The organism is Salinithrix halophila (assembly GCF_042650125.1).
Taxonomy (GTDB): Bacteria; Bacillota; Bacilli; order Thermoactinomycetales; family DSM-45169; genus Salinithrix; species Salinithrix halophila.
Map to the genome: position 1 here is coordinate 69557 of NZ_JBHSAP010000018.1, position 25762 is coordinate 95318.

General features: G+C 54.3%; 17 protein-coding genes. 10 read left to right on the plus strand and 7 right to left on the minus strand.

What is annotated here, in order from left to right:
- Positions 1-190 precede the first annotated feature (190 nt).
- The 3 genes from ACFOUO_RS13380 (at position 191) to ACFOUO_RS13390 (ending at position 5774) form a co-directional block, all read left to right on the plus strand.
- Positions 191-3859, plus strand: coding sequence for a dynamin family protein (locus ACFOUO_RS13380; protein WP_380705646.1), 3669 nt, complete (start codon positions 191-193; stop codon positions 3857-3859).
- 146 nt (positions 3860-4005) lie between these two features.
- The gene (locus ACFOUO_RS13385) at positions 4006-4827 is read left to right on the plus strand and encodes an undecaprenyl-diphosphate phosphatase (protein ID WP_380705647.1); all 822 of its coding nucleotides are present in this window, start codon (positions 4006-4008) and stop codon (positions 4825-4827) included.
- A 47-nt stretch (positions 4828-4874) separates the two neighbouring features.
- A complete protein-coding gene (locus ACFOUO_RS13390) occupies positions 4875-5774 on the plus strand; it encodes a polysaccharide deacetylase family protein (RefSeq protein WP_380705648.1) in 900 nt (299 codons plus the stop codon).
- A gap of 162 nt (positions 5775-5936) precedes the next feature.
- Here ACFOUO_RS13390 and ACFOUO_RS13395 read toward each other — a convergent pair whose 3' ends face one another.
- The 4 genes from ACFOUO_RS13395 to ACFOUO_RS13410 form a co-directional block, all read right to left on the minus strand.
- Positions 5937-6959 carry an agmatinase family protein gene (locus ACFOUO_RS13395; protein ID WP_380705649.1) on the minus strand — a complete coding sequence of 341 codons (1023 nt, stop codon included), beginning with the start codon at positions 6957-6959 and terminating at the stop codon, positions 5937-5939.
- Positions 6960-7017: 58 nt separating this feature from the next.
- Positions 7018-8319 carry an imidazolonepropionase gene (gene hutI, locus ACFOUO_RS13400; protein ID WP_380705650.1) on the minus strand — a complete coding sequence of 434 codons (1302 nt, stop codon included), beginning with the start codon at positions 8317-8319 and terminating at the stop codon, positions 7018-7020.
- An 84-nt stretch (positions 8320-8403) separates the two neighbouring features.
- Complete coding sequence (hutU, locus tag ACFOUO_RS13405; RefSeq protein WP_380705651.1) at positions 8404-10080, minus strand: urocanate hydratase; 1677 nt, start codon at positions 10078-10080, stop codon at positions 8404-8406.
- Positions 10081-10221: 141 nt separating this feature from the next.
- Positions 10222-11721 carry a helix-turn-helix domain-containing protein gene (locus tag ACFOUO_RS13410; RefSeq protein WP_380705652.1) on the minus strand — a complete coding sequence of 500 codons (1500 nt, stop codon included), beginning with the start codon at positions 11719-11721 and terminating at the stop codon, positions 10222-10224.
- 185 nt (positions 11722-11906) lie between these two features.
- Here ACFOUO_RS13410 and ACFOUO_RS13415 point away from each other — a divergent pair, with 185 nt between their 5' ends.
- The 4 genes from ACFOUO_RS13415 to ACFOUO_RS13430 all read left to right on the plus strand — a co-directional run bounded on the left by ACFOUO_RS13415 (position 11907) and on the right by ACFOUO_RS13430 (position 15573).
- Complete coding sequence (locus tag ACFOUO_RS13415) at positions 11907-12206, plus strand: hypothetical protein (protein ID WP_380705653.1); 300 nt, start codon at positions 11907-11909, stop codon at positions 12204-12206.
- A gap of 297 nt (positions 12207-12503) precedes the next feature.
- Positions 12504-13844, plus strand: coding sequence for an alanine/glycine:cation symporter family protein (locus ACFOUO_RS13420; RefSeq protein ID WP_380706250.1), 1341 nt, complete (start codon positions 12504-12506; stop codon positions 13842-13844).
- 120 nt (positions 13845-13964) lie between these two features.
- A complete protein-coding gene (locus ACFOUO_RS13425; protein ID WP_380705654.1) occupies positions 13965-14336 on the plus strand; it encodes a hypothetical protein in 372 nt (123 codons plus the stop codon).
- 49 nt (positions 14337-14385) lie between these two features.
- Positions 14386-15573 (plus strand): DUF819 family protein, encoded by a 1188-nt coding sequence (locus ACFOUO_RS13430; RefSeq protein ID WP_380705655.1) that lies wholly within the window; start codon positions 14386-14388, stop codon positions 15571-15573.
- A 61-nt stretch (positions 15574-15634) separates the two neighbouring features.
- Here ACFOUO_RS13430 and ACFOUO_RS13435 read toward each other — a convergent pair whose 3' ends face one another.
- A complete protein-coding gene (locus ACFOUO_RS13435) occupies positions 15635-17236 on the minus strand; it encodes an alkaline phosphatase family protein (RefSeq protein WP_380705656.1) in 1602 nt (533 codons plus the stop codon).
- 149 nt (positions 17237-17385) lie between these two features.
- Between ACFOUO_RS13435 and ACFOUO_RS13440 the strand changes: the two genes are divergently transcribed.
- On the plus strand, positions 17386-17811 hold the full coding sequence (locus ACFOUO_RS13440; RefSeq protein WP_380705657.1) for an acyl-CoA thioesterase: 426 nt from the start codon (positions 17386-17388) through the stop codon (positions 17809-17811).
- Between the two features lie 17 nt (positions 17812-17828).
- Here the strand turns inward: ACFOUO_RS13440 and ACFOUO_RS13445 are convergent, their stop codons facing one another.
- Both ACFOUO_RS13445 and ACFOUO_RS13450 read right to left on the minus strand, forming a co-directional pair.
- Positions 17829-18191 (minus strand): (2Fe-2S) ferredoxin domain-containing protein, encoded by a 363-nt coding sequence (locus tag ACFOUO_RS13445; protein WP_380705658.1) that lies wholly within the window; start codon positions 18189-18191, stop codon positions 17829-17831.
- Between the two features lie 297 nt (positions 18192-18488).
- Positions 18489-22811, minus strand: a complete 4323-nt coding sequence (locus ACFOUO_RS13450) for a S8 family serine peptidase (protein ID WP_380705659.1) — start codon at positions 22809-22811, stop codon at positions 18489-18491.
- A gap of 305 nt (positions 22812-23116) precedes the next feature.
- Here ACFOUO_RS13450 and ACFOUO_RS13455 point away from each other — a divergent pair, with 305 nt between their 5' ends.
- Together ACFOUO_RS13455 and ACFOUO_RS13460 are read left to right on the plus strand one after the other, a co-directional pair.
- Entirely contained in the window at positions 23117-24691 is a 1575-nt protein-coding gene (locus ACFOUO_RS13455; protein ID WP_380705660.1) for a long-chain-fatty-acid--CoA ligase, read from the plus strand.
- Positions 24692-24900: 209 nt separating this feature from the next.
- A complete protein-coding gene (locus tag ACFOUO_RS13460) occupies positions 24901-25740 on the plus strand; it encodes a 3-hydroxyacyl-CoA dehydrogenase family protein (protein ID WP_380706251.1) in 840 nt (279 codons plus the stop codon).
- The last annotated feature ends 22 nt before the right edge of the window (positions 25741-25762 follow it).

Genomic DNA, 25762 nt, shown 5'->3' on the forward strand with positions numbered 1-25762 from the left:
GGTCGACACCCTGCTTTGAAGGCGGGGTGTATCTTACAGCCGGGCTATGGCCCGGCTTTTTTGTACTTCCTATCCGGCTAAAAGCATTTTACTCCTTCGGCTCCCTGTATTAACATAGATTTATGTGTGTGGCCGGACAGGCCCAGAGGGTGAAGAAGGATCTCATCATGAGTCGAAGGGGAAGGTCACAGTGCTTGAAACCATCCAGTCCGATACCGTTCATCGTTTGGTTCAGATCCGACGGGAAATAGAGAAGCAGGGGGACGAAGCCCGGGCGGAGAAGCTTCTGGACCTAATTCGAAAAGCCCAGCGTAGGGAGTTCACCCTCGCTTTCTGCGGTCATTTTTCGGCAGGAAAATCATCGATGTTAAACGCGTGGTATAAAGAGGAACTATTGCCGACGAGTCCGATTCCGACAAGTGCCAATGTGGTGGCTGTGCGCAGCGGGGAGGACCGGGTCGTCCTCACCCTCCGGAGCGGAGAGCGCCGGATGTACCGTGGGGCTTATACGGAAAAGGAATTGAAAGCTCTCGCGAAAAACGGGGACGAGGTTATTGCCGTCGACGTTTGGCGGGAAGGCGGGCGGCTGCCGGAAGGAACGTGCCTGCTGGATACGCCGGGAATCGATTCTACGGATGATGCCCATCGGGTAGCGACGGAATCGGCTCTTCATATGGCGGATATCCTCTTTTACGCGATGGATTACAACCATGTCCAATCCGAAGTGAACCTGCAATTCGTCAAAGAACTGAAGCAGCGGGGGAAGCGGGTTTATTTGGTCGTGAATCAAATTGACAAACATCGGGAGGAGGAACTCCGTTTCCAGCATTACCGGGAGAGTGTGGAAACTTCCTTCCGCAACTGGGGAATCGAAGTAGACGGGATTTTCTATACATCCTTGAAAGATCCGAGCCATCCCTATAACGAATGGAACCGCCTGAACGAGAGGATGGAGGGGATGTTCCAGGATCGGGAAGCGTTGATCGAGGGAAGTGTCCTTCGGGAAGCGGAGTATTTGATCCGGGAGCATCTCGCCATGCGGGAAGCCTCAGACAGGGAAAAGGCCCGCCAGTTGTTGAGGGATACGGAGTCGACTCGTTCCGTCGAAGAGTTGGAAACGGCGATTGATTTGTACGCTCAGAAACGGGAGGAACACCTCCAGGAAGCCGAGGAGAAGGAACAGGTCTATCTGCGCGGACTGGAGGAGCTCTTCGCCAATGTTTACCTCATGCCCTACGAAGTCCGAGAATCCGCCCGGGATTACCTGGAGACACAGCTGACCGACTTCCGAGTGGGATTCCTCTTTTCCAAAGGGAAGACGGAAAAAGAGCGGGAACGGCGTCGCCAGACCTTTGCCGAGCGGTTGAAAGAGACCGTCGACACCCAGTTGGATGTCCATGTCCGAGAATACGTCATCCGTTTTCTGAAGGAACATGGTATTTATACCCCGAAACGAGGAGAGGCGATCTATGGAACGGTTCACCCTCTCGACCCGCAATTGCTGGAGATGACGGTAAAGAGCGGGGCGAAGTTGACTAGGGAGTATGTGCTGAAATATACGGATGACTTAAGTGAAAGTATCAAACAGGCTTGCCGCCGCCAGGCAAAAGCATGGTATGAGGATTTCGGCGGAGAGATCGAGGAGAAGTTGAAGGCCCGTGCCGCAGAGACAGCCGAAGAATTGGCGGGGCTGAAGCGGGAATTGGAAGGAAAGCGCTTCCTGGAGAAGCTGGAGGCGGAACAGTTTGCATATGAAGCCCGCTTTATGGACCTGCTCCAGGGTACAATCGTTCCGGAAACGGAGCTCTCTTTCCTTCCGGAAGAAGAAGCGGAGGAGGCCTTTGCTAGTTGCGGCCCTTCCCTTCTGGCGGGCCTGTCTCATCCTGAGCCGGAGAATCAAACGGTTCTTTCCGCATCTTCAGCGATCGATCCGGCGGGAGATGAGACGGAACACATAACGGAGGACCCGCAAGCCCAAGTGTTGCGCCAGGCCGAGGTTGTGGAAGAGCTGTTGGCTGATATGGAGGGTTTAACCGCTCTCCGTGAAGAATTGGCTGACAAAAGGCACCGTTCGAAGGAACGGCAATTTACGGTCGCTCTCTTCGGAGCGTTCAGTGCCGGAAAATCCTCCCTCGCCAATGCGCTGATGGGTAACGGAGTGCTACCGGTCTCGCCCAATCCGACTACGGCAACCATCAACCGGATTGGGCCTCCCACGGAATCGTATGGCCATGGGGAAGCGGTGATCCGCTTTAAGTCCAAGGAAACCTTGTTAGGAGACCTGTGTGAGGTGTACCGGCTGTTTCGTCGGGAGGCCACATCTCTAGAGGAAGCCTTGAAAGGGATTGACGAGCTTTTGAACCTGCCGATAACCGGTCCTCGGCAAAAAACAGCTCTCCCCTTCTTGCGGGCGGTTAAAGAGGGTGCGTCTTCCTTTGTCGACCGTCTGGGTACCTCGGTGGTCCGATCCTTCGGGGAATTTGAAGCGTATGTGGCGCGAGAGGAGAAATCCTGTTTTGTTGAAAGGGTGGACCTCTATGTTGATTGTCCCCTCACCCGGCTGGGGGTGACGCTGGTGGACACCCCTGGAGCCGATTCGATCCACGCCCGGCATACCGATGTGGCTTTCCGTTACATTAAGGATGCCGATGCCATCCTCTTTGTCACGTACTATAATCATGCCTTTTCCCGGGCCGATAGGGAATTCCTGATCCAGCTTGGTCGTGTGAAAGATACCTTTGCGATGGACAAGATGTTTTTCATCATGAACGCTTCCGACTTGGCCGCCTCTGATGAGGAGCGGGAGGAGGTTCAGGCCTATATCGGGGAGCAACTCCTCCGTTACGGAATCCGCCATCCGCGCATGTTTGCCGTTTCCAGCCTTCGGGCCTTAGAGGAGAAGACAGGGGGAAATCCGGTGCAACCTTCCGGGATTGCCGCCTTTGAGAGGGACTTTGCGGCTTTTCTGCAAAAAGACTTGCAGACGGTTTCCCTTCACAGCTTAAAAAACGTGACCGGGCAGGCACATCAAACGGTCTGCCGCCTCTTGGAGGCGGCGCGGCAAGGGAACGCGGAGAAAGAGCAGAAGCGGGCGGAGACGGAGATGGAACAGGATGCCTTCCTCCGCATCATTACCCATCATGAGGGAAAGACGGAAGAGCACGCGCTGCGCCGGGAGGTGGAAGAGCTTCTCTACTATGTGAAGCAACGCCTCTTTTATCGGTATCCCGAGGTCTTTGCGGAGATCTTCAGTCCCGGTGTATTACGGGAGGATCGGGGGGATATCCGGGAGATTTTCCGTTCGTGTGTCCTGGAGATGGTCGATTTTATCCGGCATGACCTCATGCAGGAATTTCGTGCGACTTCCCTTCGCCTGGAAGGGTGGCTGGACGGAAAATTAAAGGAGAACATGGGGGAGCTGACCCAGGAATGTCTGGGGTTGAACGGGGCTTTCCCCGTCCCGGAGCCTCCTTCATTGGTCACCGGCACACCGACGATCAAGACGCCTTTTCCGGATCTTTCCGCCGACTCGTTCAAAAAGACAATCACTTCTTTCAAAGGGAGCAAATCTTTCTTTGCCAAGGATGATAAATCCCGGGTTCGCCAAGAGATCAAAGAGGTGCTGGAGGCTGAGGTGGAGAAATGCATCGGCCCGGCGGGAGAACAGCTTTTCCACCATTATCAGGAGGCTTGGCGGCAGGCTGTAGCAGAAGAGAAGGAACGATTGGAAAAGGCTGGGCGCCGGTATTACAAGAGTGTCCTCTGTGCCCTTTCCTCCGAAGGTGACGCTGGCAATTTAGAGGAACGGGCAGCGGCCCTCAGCCATGCGGTACAAGAGATGGAAAAAGCTCTTAACTAGTTTTAGTGGAAGGCTAGCTATCCGTTTCGTTCCAAAGGAACTATTTATACAGAAAGACCTATTGCACTTCGGTCCCAAATCGAATATGGTGGGGCTGGTAACATCATAGAGAAGTTATCACAGCTAAATAGGAAGGTGACGGTTTCTTGGAACAGTGGTGGGAAATATTGAAGTTTTTGGTGCTGGGGCTGATTCAGGGAGTGACCGAGCCGATCCCGGTTTCCTCCAGCGGCCATCTGTTACTCGCCTACCATTATTTCGGACTAGGCGTCGACGGGCAAAAGGGATTGGGTTTTGCCGTGTTGGTCAACTTCGCTTCGCTTTTATCCGTTTTAGTTATCTACCGGAAAGACCTGGTTCGTCTCGTGTTGAATACCCTTTCCTATGTGAAGGACCGAGATCCTGACAACAAGACAGATTTTCGTTTTGTCTGCTACCTTATTCTGGGGACGATTCCGGCGGGCGTATTAGGGGTCCTCTGCAATGACGCGATTGAAGAAAATCTGACCAGTGTGAAAGTGATCGGTATCACTTTATTGGTGACAGGGATCGCCCTCTATATCATCCGGAACCTGCGCGGACGTAAAAAAGACGGGGATCTGAGCGTAAAGGATGCCCTCCTAATCGGGCTAGGACAGGCGGTCGCCCTGATCCCAGGGATCAGCCGTTCCGGGGCAACGATTGTTGCCGGAATGTTGCTGGGAATGAGACAGGAGACCGCTCTCCGTTTCTCCTTCCTCCTATATATCCCGGTCAGCCTGGGAGGAATGATCTTGGAAGGAGAGGGCATCTTGCAGGTGATGAGCAGCCCTGACCTGTTCCTGCCCTATCTAGTAGCCTTCCTTTCCGCTTTTGTCTCTTCGTACTTTGCCTTGAAGTGGTTTATGAATGTCATGCGGCATGGCAATCTGATTATCTTCGCCGTCTATTGTTTCATCGTCGGCCCGCTGATCCTGATCTTTTCTTGAAGCACGCTGGCAGCCTACGGGCTGCCTTTTTTGGCGGAGGAGTTGCTATGTGGGAGTGGAGAGAAATTAACGTGGGAATCAAATGTAGTTTGACGATTCTTCTATCTGTCGGAATTCTTGCCGGTTGCTATCCACTGACGAAGGCGGAGCCGGGAACACCGGCTGAGCAGGACCATGCGACTGGCCCCCGGGCGGAAGAGCCCCTGCATGAAAAGGAGAGACCGGCTGGGCCCTCCCGGCGGGAGATCCGTAAGGTGATTCAGGCCAACCGGAATCAACGACCCTCTCAATGGGGGGAAGACGTCCCTGGGGTCAAGCATCGTTTAAAAACAACGGAAAAAGTGGCCGCCCTCACCTTCGATGCCTGCGGCGGCCCGAAGGGGAGCGGGTATGACTGGGCATTGATCCGATTTTTAAAAAGAGAAAACATCCCGGCTACTTTATTTGTCAATAGCCGTTGGATCGATGAAAACCCCGAGTTGTTCCGAGAACTAGCGAAGGAACCGCTGTTTGAAATCGAAAACCACGGCACGCGCCACCGTCCCCTTTCCGTCACGGGCCGTTCCGTCTACGGTATTGCAGGTACGGCCAATCTGGAGAAGGCGGTGGAGGAAGTGATAGCGAATCAGCAAAAGATTGCGGAGAAAACGGGTAAACTGCCACATTTTTTTCGGTCAGGAACGGCCTACTACGATGAGGTGGCTGTCAAGGCCGCTAAAAAGCTGGGAGTGGAGATCGTCAATTACGATGTGTTAGGGGATGCCGGGGCGACCTGGTCACGAGCACAAGTAAAACAGGCCCTCTTGGATCTCCAACCCGGTTCCATCGTCCTCCTTCACATGAACCAACCCGGCAGCGGGACAGCCGGTGGAGTACAGGATGCTGTTCCCCGACTCAGGGAGCGAGGGTATCGGTTTGTGAAGTTGGAAGATTATGAGCTGGAGTAACCCCCTATCCTGTTATAGGCTAAACATGAAAATGTCCTCCCCGATGGTGATAGGGGAGGGCGTTTTTAAAATGGCAAGGATCACCCCATTCAACGAAGAGGAGGGTCCACTGGTGGATATGCTAGGATGACTTCTGATTATCCAGGGTGACGGGAGAAGGGGTTAGGCTTTATCGCGTTGCATGAAGCCGGTCAGGAAGGAAAGCAGGACGTGGACACCCGTTTTGATCGTGATTTGGTTGATATCCCGGCGCGGATCGAGACAGACGATATCCATTCCCCGTACCCTAGGATGGGTACCGGCGATTCGAACCGCCTCAAACAACTCTTCCGTCCGCATTCCGCCAGGGGCCCCTGCTGGGGTTCCTGGTGCACAGGCGAGGTCCAGCACGTCCATGTCCACCGTCAAATAGATGGTATCTACCTTTTTTTCCAACTGCGTGAGAGCGGAGTGGACAGCGGTCTCCAACCCGATTCGCCGGGCTTCTTTCATGGTGATCCAGTTGACACCGGCCCGGTCGGCATAGTCACGCAGAGAGCGGGCGTTGAAAAAACCGTGAAGACCGATGTTCCAGACGTCGCTTCCCCGCAAACTTCCGCTTTCAATCAGGTTGCGGACGGGGGTGCCGTTGGCCGGGCCAAACTCCTCCAAACTGCGTAAATCAAAGTGGGTATCCAGTTGTAAAAGGCCGATGGACTTCTCCGGGCGGGTATCTTTGATGCCCATGATGGACATCGCCGTGATAGAGTGGTCCCCGCCGATCAGGATGGGAAGAGTGGAAGGATGGTGGCGTTGCATGGTTGCAGCAGCTTCCCGGATCGACTGATGGCATCGGGAGATATCGGTGACATGCTGACGTACATCCCCCAGATCAACGACGGATAAAGGGGTGAGGTCGATGTCCTCTTCCAGGTTGTAAGGAGTGAAAGACCGCCACGCCCGGCGGAACTCTTCAGGGGTTTCGCTAGCCGCCGATGCGCTGATAGAGGAGCGTGAAAGGGGGACGCCCAGGATCGCTGCGTCGATGCGCGACCAATCTGTGTCGTGGGCCGCGCTTGGTTCCAGGGTACGGATCCACTCGTGGACTTTGGGTTCGGGAAGGTCCGGCTCCGCCTGCCAACGGAAGGGAGGTGGATTTAACATCGGATAGGGGTATCCGGTATTTTTTTTCGCCTGGTTGCTCATATCCGGGATCTCCTTTCGGTATTTGTGAATGCAAACAGGGGAGCACGGTTCGCAGTGCCTAACTGACGGCCTTTCGGCTGTGGACGGGGAAGCCGTCTCGTACAGCTACACACCCGCTCTTGATGACCGTGCGGGCGTGGTTCACCCCATAAGCATATTGGAGACTTCGGTAGTCGGGGACATCGTAAAGGACGAGATCGGCTTTCTTTCCTTCCTCGATACTTCCGATTTCGTGTCCCCGGCGGATCGCGTGCGCCGCATTGATGGTGGTTGCCGTCAATACCTCAGCTGGGGTCATCCCCATTTTGAGACAACCCAGATTCATGATCAGGGAGAGGGAGACAGTTGGAGAGGAGCCGGGATTGCAGTCCGTGGACAGGGCTACTGGGACACCAGCATCAATCATGTTCCGTCCGTCCGCCGCCTCGGCCATCAAGAAGAAAGCGGTTCCCGGCAGAAGGACGGCAACCACTCCCGCTTCCGCCATCGCTTGGATACCGGTCTTGGAGGCGCGAAGGAGGTGATCTGCCGAGACAGCTCCCACTTCAGCCGCCAGTTCCGCCCCTCCGTAGGGTTCAATCTCGTCGGCGTGGATCTTGGGAGCGAGGCCGTATTTTTTCCCAGCCTCTAAAATACGGCGGGATTGTTCCGGGGTGAAGACTCCCCGTTCGCAGAAGACATCGTTGAACTCCGCCAGCTTCCGCCGGGCTACTTCGGGGATCATTTCTGTGACCACCTGATCAACGAACACTTCGGGGCGTTCCCGGTAGGCGGCTGGTACCGCATGAGCCCCCATGAACGTGGACACCACGTCGACCACATGGGAGCGATCCAGTTCCTTTGCCGCCTCCAGTTGCTTCAGCTCGTGCTCCAGACTGAGGCCGTAGCCGCTTTTGGCCTCCACGGTCGTCACACCCTGTTGGAGGAAGAGATCCAGGCGGCGGGTGCTTTCGCTGATGAGTTGTTCGATGGAAGCCTCTCGGGTGGCGGCGGTGGTGGCGTGGATGCCGCCGCCCGCTGCCATGATTTCCATATACGTAGCCCCCCGCAGCCGCTTTTCAAACTCGTTTTCTCGACTGCCCGCATAAACCAGGTGGGTATGGGGATCGACCAGACCTGGGGTAACAAGCCGACCCGAAGCGTCAATCACCTCGGCTTCATTCATCCGGGTTTGGTACTTGGCGGCAATTTCTTCATCAGGGCCCGCTGCACGGATCGTTCCATCTTCTACCCATACGCTGCCGTTTTCAATGATGGACAAGCGCTCCATCGCTTTTCCGCGCAAGGGTGCGTTGGATGAGTCCGCCAAGGTGACCAATTGGGAGGCCCGGCGGATGTAAAGGGGTTTTTGCTGTTGCATGGTATGACCTCCAGTAGATGTCCGACGGGGAAAAGGCGGATTCTTCTGCCCGTCGGGGTATATTGCGATTCACTGGGCGTGCCTTTAGGCATCGGGCTTCTTCAGCATCGGGATTTGGACGCCTTTTTCATGTGCCGTCCGGATGGCCAGATCATAGCCGGCATCGGCGTGGCGGGCGACTCCCATACCGGGGTCAGTGGTCAGCACACGTTCCAGCCGTCTAGCTGCTGCTTCCGTTCCATCGGCAACGATCACCATCCCGGCGTGGAGGGAATAACCCATACCCACGCCACCGCCGTGGTGAACGGAAACCCAGCTCGCACCACCGACAGCGTTGATAAGCGCATTCAGGATTGGCCAGTCGGCGACGGCGTCGCTGCCGTCTTTCATCCCTTCGGTTTCCCGGTTGGGGGAGGCGACGGAGCCGGAATCCAGATGATCCCTGCCGATGACGACGGGAGCTTTCAGCTCGCCTCTCGCCACCATTTCGTTAATGATACGGCCAAAGCGAGCCCGTTCCCCGTATCCTAACCAGCAGATGCGGGAGGGAAGTCCCTGGAAGGCGATGGTTTTCCTGGCCATGCGGATCCAGCGGCAGAGGTGTTCATTATCGCTAAACTCCCGCAAAATCACTTCATCCGTTTTATAAATATCTTCCGGGTCACCGGAAAGGGCGGCCCAACGGAAAGGACCTTTCCCTTCGCAAAACTGGGGACGGATGTATGCGGGGACGAAACCGGGGAAATCGAAGGCATTCTCCACCCCTTCATCCTTCGCTACTTGTCGGATATTGTTCCCATAGTCAAAAACGACGGCGCCTTTTTCCTTCATCGCCAGCATCCCTTGAACGTGGACGGCCATGCTGGTTCTGGCCCGTTGGATCAGGGTTTCGGGATTATTTTTACGCAGCGTCTTCGCCTCTTCCAGAGCCATGCCTTCAGGCAGGTAGCCGTTCAGAGGGTCGTGGGCTGAGGTCTGGTCGGTGACGATATCAGGAATGAATCCCTGCTTTACCATGCGGGGCAATACTTCCGCCGCATTGCCGAGGAGGCCGATCGAGAGGGCTTTTCCCTCCTGTTTCGCCTCTTTGGCGAGGGTGATGGCTTCATCTAGATCATGCACCGCCCGGTCGAGGTACCGGGTGTCCAGACGACGCTGGATCCGGGTGTTATCCGCTTCGATGGCGATCACCACGCCCCCGTTCAGCGTGACGGCGAGGGGCTGGGCGCCTCCCATGCCGCCGAGGCCCGCCGTGACGGTAATCGTGTCCTTCAGCGTACCGCCGAAGTGCTGCCGGGCACACTCGGCGAAAGTTTCATAGGTTCCCTGTACGATTCCCTGGCTGCCAATGTAGATCCAGCTTCCCGCGGTCATCTGGCCAAACATCATCAACCCTTTTTGATCTAACTCGTGGAAGTGATCCCAGTTAGCCCAGGCAGGAACGAGATTGGAGTTGGCGATCAGGACCCGAGGAGCGTCCGTATGGGTCCTGAAGACAGCGACAGGTTTGCCGGACTGGATCAACATCGTTTCATCGTCTTCCAGGTTCGTCAATGTCTTGACAATGGCGTCATAGGATTCCCAGTTCCGGGCCGCCTTCCCGATTCCGCCGTAGACAATCAAATCTTCGGGCTGTTCTGCTACATCGGGGTCCAGGTTGTTCATCAGCATCCGAAGTGCCGCCTCTTGAACCCAGCCCTTCGCCTGAAGGTCTGTCCCGCGGGGAGCCCGAATTTCCCGTTTGGCTCGTTGATCTTGCAACCTCTTCACCACCCATTTGTTTTCTCCCTTTGAGTATAGGGAGGAAGGAAGGGAATAAACAGAAGAATATGACGGGAATCTCGTCGCTATTTTGGGACCGATCCGATAATAAGAGGAAGTTTCCTAGGTGGAAACTTCCTCTTATTTTGGTTTCTGTCTTTTCTTTTGGTCCCGATAGGCACGGGGGGATAAACCGGTCTGTCTTTTAAAAATACGGCTGAAGTAGTTGGCATCGGAAAAACCGGTTCGTGCCGCCACCTGCCCGATCGGGAGAGAAGTGGTTTCCAGGAACTTCTTGGCGTGCCGTAGACGGATGTCAACCAACAATTCCCGATAGGGCTTCCCCTTTTCCCGGGACAGGAGATGGCTGAGATAGGAAGCGTTTCTCCCGATATGACGGGCGACAGCTTCCAGGCTTAGACGGGGATCCGTATAATGGTTCTCCATGAATTGGACGGCATTCGTTGCCGGGTCGGAAAGAGCTACCTGATTCGATGAGGCGGTTGTGTCGAGGAGGGTGCTGACAAACAGTAACAGATCCTGGACAATGCGGTAGAGAACAGGTCCATGAAGGATGGAATGGAAAATTTCATGATAGCGCATTTCAAAAGAGGGATCGCGGTGCAGCTCTCGGGTTTTCATATAACGTCGAATCTGAGCGAGGATACTGGTCAATCGAATGCGCAGGCGACCCGGTTCCGGGTAGGGGGGGCCTGCTTTGAAAAAGGAATGGTGCATCCACTCTCGGATTCGCTCCCGGTCTCCCTTTTCAAGCATCGTAATCCATTCCCGTTGCTCTTCCGGAGTTAGAAAGGGATCGATCGGTTTCCAATGCACGGGCTCGGCAACGGGAATGACCTGCCGGGTTCCTTGGAAGAAGCGCCATTCCAAGGCTTCTTTAGCGGCCAGGTATTGCTTGTGCAAGGGAAGGGGGAAATCCGTGGGATGAAGTGCCATGGTAAGGCCGTCTGAAGCCAATTCGTCCCAGGCTTCCAGCAGGCGGTTCCCTTCCAGTTGAAGGGCCTTTTCTCCTCCTTGCTCCAACAGGGGAAAGATACAAGCTACAGCTTGGCTCAGGGGCAGGATGATCGGTTGCCTTGAAAAGGGATAGGTTTCTAAAAATGAGACCAAAGCCGGAAGCCGTTCCTCTTTTTCCGGTTGGGCCAGCATCAACGTACCGGCTGATCTTCCCGCTGGTTGGTCCATGAAGAGAGAACGGTACCCGACCGAAGGGGATGAAGCCGGGGTGGCGGGTTCTGTTCTCTCGGTTTCAGCGAGTTCCCGACTGTAGCGCCTTAAGGTCCGTTTCACTCGATCGGGGGAGAGGGGTTTCACCCATAAATCGGTCGCGTGTAGCTCAATGGCTTGGCTGGCTCGCTCAAACGTGGCTTCGGCTGTCATCCCCACGACCATCTGTGCATACCGGCGCACCACCCGTTTCACTTCTTCCCATTGTTCGGGGGGGACCAGATCCAGTTCCAGGCAGACCACTTCAGGCGTCTTTCTTTCCAGTTCGGCGATGAGAGACTCCGTATCTTGGGCTGCGAGTACCTCTTCATATGGGAGAGGATAAGATTGGATGAGCCATTCCAATCCAGAGCGCTCCTTCCCGTCCCGATCGGCTATTAACAGTTTCGGCATGAGCGGAGCTCCTTTTACGGGAAGATGGGAGGATCTATTCATTCATTCTCCACGGACCGAGGGGCATTCCTTCCCAGAGGGATCTTAATTTGCTGGAAATGGTAGACAGATGGCGAGGTTTATTGTAAAATTTGGAAAAAGAATCAATCTGCTTCCCTAATCGATTTATGACGGGAGGGCAATGGATGAGCCAACAAATTTTTGGTGTTGCTTTGGTACCGCTGATTGTTGGGTTAGTGGAGTTGACTAAGTTGTGGGGGTTGTCGAGCAAGTGGGCGGCGGTGCTGTCGGTCGCCTTAGGATGGGGAGCGGGGATCTTCCTGGTATCTCCGGGGGACTGGGTACAAGGTACGGTGATCGGATTGGCCATGGGGTTGTCGGCAGCAGGATTGTACAGCGGGTCCAAAAGCGTCCTGAAAGGGGTTACGGAACGTAGACGGAGAAAAGGGCGAAGGGATAAGCCCGACCGGAAGTTAGGTGCCTAAATGATCAAAAGCCTTCCTCGAAGGAAGGCTTTTTTCTCTGTCTGTTTATGAAACTCCTCGATAAATCTTGACCCGAAACCAGGGGAGGTCCTTCCTCTTTTTTTAGCGGCCCCTATCCTTTTTATTCGAAACGCCTTCGGATTTTGTGTCCGTTTGGACGAAGAAATTTTGTAGAGAAGAGATGAGGTCGTCTCACTTCCAGCTGGATCCCCCGTAACAGGGTGTAATATTTTTCCTGTAGAGCAACAATAACAGGGGAAGAAAAGGGTGGGAGGAGGAAAGTGAGTGAAGGAGGCGATGCCGTTTACGGTCCTGTCATATGGGCTGTGGAGTCCACCAATCATGCTTCTGTTATTGATAGGCAGCGGTTTTTTATTATCTCGTTTCGGTTTTTTACGGGTGAGTCGGTTGGAAGGATTGATAAGGAAAACATTGGATGCCTCAGGCCCGGATGCGGGCCGGGAAGGGACAATCCCTTCTTTTGATGCCTTCGCTACCGCCTTAGGCGGTTCGCTGGGGGTGCACAATTGGATTGGCGTTCCGCTGGCGGTCGCCTTGGGTGGGCCGGGTGCCCTCTTTTGGATGACAGTGGTAGCTGCGTTCGGAATGGTCATCCTCTATGGGGAGATCCTCCTCGGCCTGCTATATCGGGAGAAAAACAGCCGGGGAGAGTGGGTGGGAGGGCCCGCCTATACGATGAAAAAGGGGCTGGGCTGGAAGTGGGCGGCCCGACTTTATGCTGTCGGGCTGATCTTGCAAGTTGGCTTGTTTACTATGTCTCAGCCCGCTATGATTTCCCAACATTTGCATCGATCTTTTGGAATCGAGGGAAGCCTGATCGGCATCGTTGTGGTTCTGGTGGTGGCCCCTCTTCTTTTTGGGGGCATCCGTCGGATCGGGCGGGTGATGAAAGCGATCATTCCCCTCTTAGTCCTGGCCTATATCATCACCGTTGTCTGCATCCTATGGTCAAATCGGGCTGTCCTTCCAGACATGTTGATCTCTGTTCTCACCCATGCTCTGGTCATCCCCACAGCACCGGCAGGTGCTTTCGCCGGGGCTGGTATTGTTGCATCCATGAGTTGGGGGCTGAGTCGGGGGATTCACTCTGGAGGAGCTGGCATGGGTACCGCTTCCATCGTCCATTCTGCCGCCGTGAATAGGCATCCACCGAAGCAAGCATTCTGGGGAATGCTTGCGGTGCTCATCGATACTTTCCTAATTAGCAACCTAACGGGATGGGTCGTCCTGGTGACTGGGGTGTGGAAGGTGATTCCCACCCACCGGGTAACGGAGATGCTCCCCACCGCTTTCGCCGATGCTTTTCCCTCGGACCATGCCCATTTGCTTGACGCTGTCTTTTTGACACTGTTTGCTCTGGTTTCCCTTCCCGTTTTTATCTTCTATGGAGAAAAACAAGGAGAATTTCTCTTCGGTCCGAGGGGCGGACATGCTCTTCGTTTTCTTTATCTGGGCGTTATTCTCGCTGGCTCTTTTTGGGGCTTTTCCTCCCGGTGGCCTGTTTGGGATCTCCTGTTAATCGCGATTGTCGTTCCTAACCTTCTGGCCCTTCTTGCGTTAAGCCGGAAAACGAAGGAAGCGACACAAGCTTACCTGGCGGCAGACTTGGAAACATAAAGATCCGTGCGAATAGACATCCATCCCCCTAAAAAGGGGGTATTTTTTTAGGTTGAATCGGGATTTGGTTGATCCGCTATGCGTAGAATGCTCCATATACCTACCCAAAGGAGGCGGACAATGGAGAGAAAGGAAGATCGTTTTGTAGAAACGTTGCTCGGGATGCTAGGGGTTTCACTCCTCCTCATCGGACTTGCGATCCACGGGGTGGAGGCCTTGTTGCTGGTAAAGGGCTGGTCCATGTGGTGGGAGGGGATTCTCCACCTGGGTGCTTTTGTTTTCACGCTCTATGCCGCCCCCCATACTTCTCCGAAACGAATCGAGCACAGGCCCCAAACATCCGGGAAGTGGATGTTGGCTTGCGGGCTGATTGGCCTGTGGTTTTCTTGGTTCACTGCTCTGGCTGGGTTGTTGCTGATCAGCGGAGGGTTGCTGTGCTTAAGGAAACGCCAGGATCAAAAAAAAGGATCCACTCAAACCTATCTCGAATAAGATTCTTTGTTCAACTGTACAAAGACGTACTGGACTGGAGGTTTTTTAGATGCCCAATGAAGCCCTTGTGACGTCTCCCTTCGGGGTCGGGGCGGTGATCACGACACTGATCGCCGTTTCTTTTTGGCTGGATCGCCGGTATCGGTGGTTTTCCTTTCTGGGAACAGCAATCCTGGTGATAACCGGCGGGGCAGTGCTGGTGAATCTGGGTGTCATTCCGCCTTCCATCGGGCAGGCCTCGGAAAAACTAAATCCGATTTATGTGTTTTCCAATGATTATGGTATCCCCATCGCTATCGTCCTGTTGCTTCTTACCGCGGATTTAGGAAGCTTGCGTCGGTTAGGCCGTCCGGCTTTGTTCGCTTTTTTGCTAGGAGCGGGGGGTACCCTGATCGGCTCGGTTGCTGCCCTCTGGGTGACAGCTGAAGGGATCGGGTCCGAAGCCTGGAAAATCGCCGGTCAGTTTGCAGCCAGCTATATCGGTGGGGGAGTGAACTATGCAGCGGTAGGAGAAGCTCTCGGAACGTCGGGGACGATGTTTGCCACCGGAGCTGCGGCGGACAATATCATGACGAATCTTTGGATGGTCATGACGGCTGTCCTCCCGGTTTTGTTGATCCGTTGGTATCCTTCGATACGCAATCGGGACGGGTCTGGCGGGGGAACCCGAGGAGTTGGTCCACGGGTTATTAAGGATATCACCGTTTATGACCTGGCTGCCCTGGCAGCAGTCACCTTCACGGTGGTAGGGGTCTCGAATTTTGTCATCCCCTATATTGACCGAGTTGTCGGGTTCGCGATTCCGCCGGTGCTCGGCTATACCACTTTGGCTCTATTGTTAGCCCTGTTTACACCGGTCAACCGTCTCAGAGGCGGGGAAGAGCTGGGCAACTTCATCCTCCATTTCTTTTTTGCCACCATGGGGGCGGGAACGGTGCTATCTACGCTGGTCGATAAAGGGCCCGTGGTCTTTCTTTTCCTTGCAATCCTGGTGTTTGTCCATGCGTTAGTTATCTTTGGTTTTGGCCGCCTGTTCCGGATCGAGATAGAGATGTTGGCAGTGGCCAGCCAAGCTTGTGTAGGCGGTCCTTCGACGGCTCTCGCTCTGGCGTCTTCGAAGGGATGGGCGTCTCTTGTCCCCGCTGCAGTCCTCCTTGGCGTGCTGGGCTACGCCGTCGGCAATTATGCGGGGGTGGCCATGGGTCAAGGATTCCGATGGCTGCTGACCACTGGTTGACATGTCTTGGAAAGAAAAAGACCGCCTCGGCATTTGCCTCAAGCGCCTTTTTAGGAAAAAATCAATGGGAGGATTTTTTCTCTCTCAGCACCCGAAGGATATATTCCTTCAGGTCAACCATGCGCAGGTATTTGGGTTGTTCTTTGGTGCCTGTGATGATCAGGGGAAAGAAAGAATCCACATGGTGGAGGGATCCGTGTCCTCCTCCTCCTTTGTGGAGGGGGGAGTATTCCGCTGCCAGTTCGTATCCGGGTTTGGCGTTAACGATCATAAACCGGGCCTGATGGGAATGGAGGGAGGCGTGCAAGCGCATCAGGGGATCGGGATACTCTCCATAGGTAAGGGTTCGTTTCTTATGATCGGGGGTCATATCCAAAGCGGCGAAGTCTCCTCGGATCTCCCACCGCTGATCGAAAGGATCGATCCAGTCCCCACCGGGACGAAACCAGAGTTCCGTCTTCAGGTGGGTATGAAGGACATGAGCCCAATCCTCTTCCAGCCAAACCAGGAGGTCAATTCGGTGGTCCGATCGGAGTTTTTCCACTAGCTCCAGCATCGTTATTTTTTCATTCAGGGGATAGACGAATGCAGATCGTTCGTTGACACACAGGGCGATCTCTGTTTCCGAATCGGCGGTCTTTCCTGGTTGCAGCAGCTGGTAACCTTCAAACAGGTGATGAAGGGGAATGACAGGGTCTTTACCGGAAGAGAGGACTCCCGTCTGTCCACTATCTCCGCATACCACCCAAATGGCTCCCTGAAGAGCCTGTTCCCATGAGCCGAAAGCGTCCAGCAATTCTCCAATGTGTTGGTCCAGCTTACGGACGCCCTCGATCTCAGAGGGTCCTTTTTTATGGAGGGATTTATCCAGATCCGACAGATAGACGAACAAAAAGTCGGGGAGGCGGCTTTCACGGATCAAATGAGTGGTTACGGCTAAAGAGTAGGTATCACCGAACCCGAGGCTGTCTAGGATTCCGTCAGGCAGAGCGGTTTCATCCTTCAGGGGGTTGATAAAGGTTCCCAATGCCAGGAAATCAGGCCCTTTTACTTCTTGTTTTTCCGGTAAAGAAGTCGGCCCGGAGATCCAGGCAGGGAAACGGAGAAAGTGGGTGGCTGGTCCACGGTAAACCAGGGGGTTGACGGCTCCGGACTGGAACTCCTGTTCTCTCATATCGTCAAAAAGAGTCTTCACCTCGGGATTGAGATGGTCTCGGTTGAGACGAATCAGGCCATCCTTTAAAGCGCGGTTGGGGCCGTTTCGGACCACTTCTCCGAGGGCGGTCCCATAGTTCACGATTCGTTTTTCGCCGGGATCATACCAGATCAAGCCGGGTATCCGGTGATGATCTGCACAAACGCCCGTCAGGAGCGTCGCGTCGATGTTGACCGACATGGTCGGAAAAGAACTAACCACTTCTCGGTAGTACTGGCCGTGTTCCGTTAGCCAGCCGAGGGCGGGCAGCTCTCCGCTATCCACCCCTTTGTCGATGGCATGAGCCATAAGGGAGTCAGTCATCAGCCAAATCACCGGCTTCCCCTTGCGACTCGGATTGAGCCGCTCTTGCTTTTGCCCCCGCTCTCGTGGTTCTGGCCGGGGGCGTCGAAAGAAATAAAGGATAAGCAGACCTCCCAGTATGATTCCAACCACCCACCATCTCATCATGAACCCTCCTAAGTTGACTTGATACCCAAATTCTGCCTTTCGGACGGAGGATTTATTCAGCAAAAGAGGGAAAATGGATGAATGGCTATTCATTCATTTTGTGCTATACTCGGGATACCAGCAGCAATGAAAGAGGAGGTTTACACGTGAAACATGAGTTTGAGCTGACTGTACGTTCCACCGATGTCGATATGATCGGACATGTCAACCATGCCAAGTACCTGGAGTATATGGAGTGGGCCCGGTTCGAATGGATGCGGGGGCTTGGACTCACCATTGAGGAGATGAACCGCCGCCGGTTGATGCCGGTAGTTGTCCATGTCGCTGTGAATTACCGAAAGGAATTGCGTATGGATGAACGGGTCCGGGTTGTTTCCGAGCCGGCCCGCCTCGGAAACAAGAGCGTTGTCATTGCCCAGAGGTTGTACAATTCCACAGCTGAACTTGTCTGCGAAGCGGAAATTACCTCCGTCGTCATCGATGCTGTAAAACGAAAAGCTGCTCCTCTTCCTCCAGAGTTCCAGGAGCTGTTTGAAACGGTGAAGTTGACGAATGAAGGCTTGTCAACATAACAGGGAAAAATGTCCCGTCAAGTTTTCGTTGTTCCAACGGGAATGTCTGGCATTGGAAAGAAGACGTCCCCATCGTGGCGATGGCTGATGCGGTCAGACAAAGGGCGATTTTGCAACACGTGCCTCCGAATCAGCTCCCGGCCGCTTTCCGGAGTGATGCCGTGGAACCATGTGCCTTCGGGGTACAGAATGACGACACAAGCATCCTGGCAACGGCCGTTGCAACGGGTGCGGGTGGTATGGATGCAGGCGTCATTTCCAGAAGTGCGAATTACCTCCCGGATGGCGTCAGTCACTTCTTCTGCCCCTTGTTTCATACAGCTGCCGCCATTGCAGATGAGAAGGTGATGTCGGGTTTCGGAAAGATTCCAGGTGGCCACTCCGTATCCTCCTTGATTAGGAAATGTAAAAAAGAAATAATCAATTTAAGTCAAATTGATTGTATGGAATCCTATGCGAAGTATTAAGGCTCAGGTTACTATTTTTCGACATAAACCGATCGTTTACCTTTAACGTTTCATCGGCTCTTTCTTCGCTTTTCCGTGCCCTTGTATACATATCTCGATCCATCCCGATATTGGAAATGATTAGGTTTTAAAATGAGGAGATCCAGTGAGGGAGGAGAGTCATGCATAAAGAAAGCGGACCCCGGAGGGTCCGCTTCTTTGACATGGTTTTTACTTTTTCGTGTTGATATAAAGTTTACCTTTCGCTCGCTTTGTACTGACATTGCCGTAGTCGTCCCTTAGGATTACCTCGATTTCTGCTCCACGGATGTTTTTCAGATTCTTGGTGGCGGTGTAGTAGCCTACATAGTGGCCGTCCGAGGTTTCCTGTAGAGGGAACTCGGTGACACTGGTGGGATTGACCAAAGGCATTCGGATGATATAGCTTCCTTTCAATCCCGCTTCACTGTTCAATTCAATCTTGACACTCTGACCGGTTTTGAGCCATTTATCTTTGTTCGGCTTCAGATCGCTGATGGCGGGAGCGTTAAATTTGGCATGGATGGTGGTTCGTTTTTGTTTCTGGTTGCCCGCTTTGTCAGAGGTGGTGACGGTGATCCGGTTCTCCCCCTCTTCCAGAAGCATGCGAAGAGAGTAGGAGCCATTAGGGGAGACGGAGGCTTTCACGCCATTCACTTTCACCCAATCGAGGTGCTCGTCTGTCGCTTTCCCCTTGACAGTGACGGCCTCTCTGTTGGTCTTCATGCCGTTGGTGGGCTTCGTGATGGTAAGCACCGGTTTGATTTGGTCGAGGATGACCGTTACGGGAGCAGAGGGGTCAGTAGTCCCTTTGTCGGTGGATGCTGTAGCGGTTAGGGTGTTTCTTCCCTCGGACAGGGTGACCTCAGCGGAGAAAGAGCCGTCATCCTGGGCAGGAACAGAGGCGATCTCTTTACCATCACTCTGGATTTTTACTTGGGTGGCGGGGGCAGCTTGCCCTTTCACAGTGACTTTGGATTGGTTGGTGTAGACACCGTCCGTAGGTGCGGTGATGACAGGAGTATCCACTTCATAACTGACCCGGGCTCGAATCATGTAGTTCCCTTCCGAGGCGGGGGTCGGTGACCAAGTGCCGCCCGCCATCTGCCAGCTGCGGTCGGCCTTGGAGCCGTTTTCGTCGGTGGCGAGCCCAGGGGCATTCGGGTTTGGTTTTGTTTGGATGTAGACCATATAGAAGTCGCCGTCAACAAAGATTCCTTTGTCAGCTAGATCCACTACGGTCCACTCCCCGTTTCTTAAAGCTGTCGCTTCATAGGGACCGGCCAATTTCTTGCCGGGGGATCCCTCGGGACCCTTCGCGTCATAGACAGCCACTTTGAACTCGGTGCCCCCAGGAACCGGCCATTCCGTATTCCAGAAGCGGAAGAGGCCGCCGGTTACCAAGGCCTTTTCCTTTCCTTTCTCGAGGGACATCTTTACCGCCCAGGCGTTTCCAGCGTCATGGAAAGCACGGGCGTTTTCGGCAGAGCCATCGTCGTAGCCGATCTCTCCGGGGTAGCCGATAAAGGGCTTCAGCTGCAGGTTTTTGCTGACGGTGTCGTTTCCTTCGATGGTGATGGATGCTTCTTGTCCATAGTAATGGGGAGCGGACACCTTCAGGGTGTATGTCCCTTCAAAGGCTTTGATTTCGAAGTGCCCGTTTTCATCCGTTCTAACCGGCGGGATTGCTGCATCTTCAACGAGGTGGAGAGTAGCACCGGCTACGGGTTCTCCGGTCCGTTGGTTGGTAACGGTTCCGCTGACGGTGCCTTGCGGGATCGGTTCCAGGGTGAAATCAGCCCGGGTGAGTCCATCCCGTTCGATGGTTACCCGCTGATCTTCGGAACGGAATCCGTAGGTTTCTGCCCGCAGCGTGAATTCTCCAGCAGGATGCTTCATTACATAGCTACCGTCTGCTGGGTTGGTCGTGACCGAACGGCCGGATTCCAAGACGCTCACCTGAGCAGAGAGGGGGAGGGTGTTGGGAGAGGCCTTGGGTTGATTTTTCACCAAGGGTGCGGTCGGGGCCATCAGGTTGTTTGATGAGGAGGGTTTCATCGTTTCGGGTTTGACCGCTTTTTTGCCTTTGGCGGGTGTACTTAACGTCTTGGATTCCAAGCTCTTGGCCGCATCCTTTGCGGCGGCAGTCTCGGCTTGATCGGTCAGGACGATATCATCCAGGTACCAGCCTGCCTTCACGATACTGCTGTCGGTCGTGACATTGAAGGCGAGATAGATGCGCTTGCCGGCATAGGCGGAGAGATCGATCACCGCATCCTGCCAGCTATTGGACGTATCGTTGTACCGAGCGAGCTGGGTCCAGGTTTTCTGGTCCGTAGAAACGAGCACGTGTCCATAATCGTAATTCCGTTCCAGCTCATACCAATGCTTAAATTTAAGGAAGCTGCTTCCCTCGGAGAGGTCAATGGGGGGCATCCGTAGCGTCATGTTGGACCGATTCTCGTAGTTACCGGAAAGGTTGGTAGCATAAGCCTTTTCCCCGGAAGCGGCCTGTTGCGGGCCAGAGGCCGGTTTGCCCCACTCCCAGCTGTTTAGGGTGCCAGAGGAGGCCCAACCGTCAGGTTCCGACTCGAAATCCTGTTTGTAGCCGACAGTAATACCGGGTTTCACCGTTACCTGGTAGGTGTCGGAGATGACTTCGTGGCCGCCGTAGTCTTTCATTTTCCAGCGGTAGCGGAGTTCCGGTGTTTGGATGGCGTCTCCCCGAAGAACCGCCTGATAGGTACCGTTTTTGTAGTTACCGGCTGTGCGGGCGGCATCGACGCTCTGCCAATCTTCATTCTCCGCAGCCCGGTATTCCAACTTTACCTCCGTGACGCTGATATTGTCCTGAACCTGGACAGTGAGTGGCAGATCCATACCGGCAAAGGTTTCCGAGGGAGCGCGGTGTTCAAAGGTGGGCTCTTCCTCGTCTTGCCCTTCTTTCAAGACTTGTCCACGAACCTGACCCAACCCACTTTGCACGGAGGAGACGGCTTGGTACGCGTTGACCAGCCCGTGACCGTACCCGTTATTGGGGGCCTGGGGAAAAGTATCGTCGGTGAGGGGATCAGCGGTATTCGTCAGGATCTCTTCGATATCATTAACCGTCAAGGAGGCATTGGCCTGTTTCAGCAGGGCCACGACGGCGGAAACATGGGGGCCTGACATAGAGGTGCCGTTCCAACCGCCTTCATAAGCACCGCCAGGGACCGCAGAGCGGACGTTGACCCCTGGCGCGGAGACTTCCGGCTTGGTCTCATCGTAAGGGGAGGGACCTTGAAGGGAGAAAGAAGCGAGCCGTTTGTCGATGTCTGTAGCCCCAGTGGCGAAGGATTCCGGATAGTTTGCCGGGGAGGCGACAGAGCCTGGGCCACCGGGAGTACCCGCCCTTATGTTTCCGGCGGAGAATTCTGGGAAGATGTCAGCAGCTCGCCAACTGGTTACCATCGGACGATACCACTCGTCGAGCCCAGAACCGCCGCCCCAGGAGTTGTTTACCACATCGGGAGCTTTCTCCGGATGGGGATTGCCTGCAGCATCCTTGGGAGCCAAGATCCACTCTCCGGCTTCCAGCAGATCCACGTCAGAGCCACCGCCAGCGCTAAACGCTTTGACGGCGATCCACTTAGCACCAGGGGCTACCCCGATCTGATTGGAGCCGTCGGGTTCGCGACCCACCATGGTCCCCATGGTATGGGTGCCATGGGCGAGGTCGTCGTAGGGGGTATTCCGGTCGGAGACAGCGTCGAACCAGTTGTACTCATGGTTGGGCTGATCCGGCTCGGCGGGGTTGAAACCCCGGTATTGTTCCTTCAACGACGGATGGTCCCACTGAACGCCGGTGTCGATGTTAGCAACCACCGTTCCAGCCCCGTCAATACCCATCTCCCATACTTGTGGGGCACCGATCTGTTCAATGTTCCATTCAATGGCCTGGGTACCGGCTTTTTTGGTTTTGCTGCCGGTTTTTTTCCCGTCCAACCCGATCAGGTGCCGGGTCTCGTTCGGCAAGACCTTTTCCACTTCAGGGAAGGCGGCCACTTTTTCCATGGTTGCTTCGGTGCCAGTGATGGCCATGGCGTTGACGATATAGAAAGACTGATACGTCTTAACCCGGCCTGCCTTTTTTTCTTTTTTCAGAAATTCTTTGAGCCCCGTTTGGGTTTCCGAGGCGGTGGCCCGAAGGGTGGATACGACCGCCGAGCGCTTCATCAGCTCGCTCCGGGCGGCAGTCTGTTTCTGCTTTTTGGCTTGTCCAGCGGCTTTTTTCGCCGCTTTTTCGGTGTTAGCCTGTGCTTTCATTTTAATTAGGAAGGTGACGGTTTTTTTTCGGTCGAATTGTTGTTTCAGTTTTTTGCTGATTTTTTCTTTAGCCGGTTGTTCCTTGGTTTCTTTGAAGGAGATGCTTTCCTTGCCCTCAGTCGCCAGTGTTGCCTGGGGAAGTAGACCCATCAGGAGCAACAACGCACATAGGGTCCAGATGAATGGTGCAAAGCCGACTTTCTTATTCATGGATTCGATCCCCTCTCCCGTATCGTTCCAAATCAGGGTGAATCAACTGTCAAGGTTTCTCTCCCTTTGATCACCACCTATTGTGACTAATGAAAAATTTTACAATTGTCAGACAAACATATTGTATGATAATTAGGAAAAATTTTCATCATTTTTTTGAGAAATAATTTTCCTCTAATACCGTTAATGGATTTCCCGTTAAGGGCGGAACTAGTATTGGGAAGGAAACCGGGCAGGGTAGGCGAAATACATAGGGTGAACGGAATAGCGGGTCCATTTCATTTGCTAGGGAGGCGGGTGGTAAGGTGATACTGACCAAAGGGTTGCTGGTATCCGCGCAAAATCGAGCCGATTGCACGGCTGTTATCGACGGCGAACGCCGTTTCACCTACGGGCAGTTCCATGATCGGACCAGCCAGCTGAAAGGGGCGCTAAAGGACCGCGGGATTCAGAAGGGGGATCGGGTCGCCCTTTTGATGATGAACAATTTTCGCTATCTGGAACTCTTTTATGCGGTTACATCGATCGGGGCGATTGTTGTCCCCTTGAATGTGCGCCTGACACTGCCGGAACTGGAGAGAATCTTGGAGGATGCCCAGCCCGTCATGCTCTTTCTCTCCCGGGAGTTTTTACCGGCGGCACCGATCTTGAAAAGCAAGGTTCCTTCGATTCGCCGACTTGTGCTGGCAGAAGATAGGAAACCGGGGAGAGATGAAGGAGAGACCATTTCCTATGAGGACCTGATTCAGTCCCAGGCTCCTTCTCCTTTGGATTACGAAGGAGTGGAGGAAGGGGATCCGGCGGGGCTTTTCTATACCGGAGGCACTACCGGACGTCCCAAAGGGGTGATTCTGACCCATCGGAATCTGGTAGCGAATGCCTGGCATGTTGCCCTGGGGATCGGTTATGACCGGGAAACCCGCTATCTTCATGCTGGGCCGATGTTTCACCTTGCGGATGGGGCCTCCACCTTTGCTGTCACCCTGGTGGGAGGAAGCCACAGCCATCTCCGGGTTTTCCGTCCGGCGGAATTTCTACAGGTATTGGAGCGGGAACGGCCCAATGCGACGCTGTTGGTTCCGACAATGATCCATGCTCTCCTCCAATCGCCGGAATTGGCTAAACGGGACACGGCTTCCTTGGGAAAAATCGTGTACGGCGGGTCCCCGATGCCGGTGGAGGTAATGAAAAAGGCCTTGGATCGTCTTCCGGGGGTTCGATTCTACCAGGCCTATGGTATGTCGGAGGCAGCGCCGGTCCTAACGGTGTTGCAACCGGAGGATCATGACGGATTGGAAACGGAACGGGAACACCTCCTTACCTCCTGCGGCCAACCGGTAGCCGGAGTGGAGATAAAGTTGGTCGATTCTGAGGGAGACGAAGTTCTGGTTGGAGAAGTGGGTGAAGTGATTGCACGGGGTCCGAATATCATGCAGGGCTATTGGAATCTACCCGAGGAGACAGCGCTTGCGTTGAGAGACGGATGGTACTATACCGGGGATATGGCGTACCGGGATAAGGAGAATTACTATTATATCGTCGACCGTAAAAAGGACATGATCGTATCCGGCGGGGAGAACGTCTATTCCGTGGAGGTGGAAAATACTCTCTATCGACATCCTGATGTGGTGGAGGCTGCTGTGGTAGGGGTTCCTGACAAGTCTTGGGGCGAGCGGGTGCTGGCGATGGTGGTGAAGAGAGAGGGTTCAGCACTCACCGAAGAGACACTGATTGAGCATTGCCGGGAATCCCTGGCGGGCTTTAAGGTACCCAAGTGTGTGGAATTCACCGAAGAATTACCCAAATCCGGTGCGGGCAAGATTCTGAAACGGAGCCTGCGAGAAAAATATTGGGAAAGCCATACCCGCCGGGTGAACTAGGGGATAAACGGTTTTAAAGATACCCGGCCATAGGCGATCTTTCCCCTTTGAAGAGGTAGCCCAATGGCAGGCTAGGGCTCTTTCAGTGAGCTGATCGGGTCTTTTTTGAAATCGTGTGAAATGAACCAAGGAATGAGTGAAGCTTCACTCATGAGAAGGAGAGGAGTAGGGTGGAGATTCGACGTATAGCCGTGATTGGGGCCGGGTTGATGGGAAGTGGTATCGCTCAAGTGTTGGCCACAGGCGGAAAAAGGGTCTATCTTTTTGATATATCAGAGGCGGCGCTCACCGAGGGACAGTCCCGGATCGAAGAGAGTTTGTCTCGAAGGGTCACGAAAGGCCGGATGACCGAAGAAGAAAAGGAGGCTGTGTGGAACAGGATTACGGGTTATACCGACATGGAGGCCGCGGTAAAACAGGTGGAACTGGTGGTAGAGGCGGTACCGGAAAACCTCGAGTTGAAAAAAAGGGTGTTCCGTGATCTGGATCGTTGGGCGGACCCGTCGGCCATTCTGGCCACCAACACATCAGAACTTTCAGTGACGGCCATCGCTTCGGCTACTGGACGTCCTGAGATGGTAGCGGGGATGCACTGGTTTAACCCTGCACCGCGGATGCCTCTGGTGGAAATTATTCGAGGAGCGGTTACCTCCGATGAGACCGTAGAAGCGATCCGGCAGGTCTCAACGGAGGTCGGCAAAGAGACGGTGTTGGTCAAAGATGCCCAAGGTTTTATTACATCCCGGGCAGTTGCTGTCCATATGATCGAATGCATGCGGATTTATGAGGAGGGGGTGGCCAGTACCGCTGACATTGATAAGGCGGTCCGACTCGGTCTCAACTATCCGATGGGTCCCTTTGAGCTGGCCGACACGATCGGTTTGGATACCCTGCTCTTCGCCAGTGAAGGGATGACGGAAGCCTTCGGGGACCGTTTCCGTGCACCTCAAACCCTCCGCAAACTGGTGGAAGCAGGCCATTTAGGTCGCAAGACCGGAAAAGGTTTCTATGACTATCCAAGGGAAGGGCAACCGGTTTCTCGTCGATAACATCACGTTGATTACAGAAAGG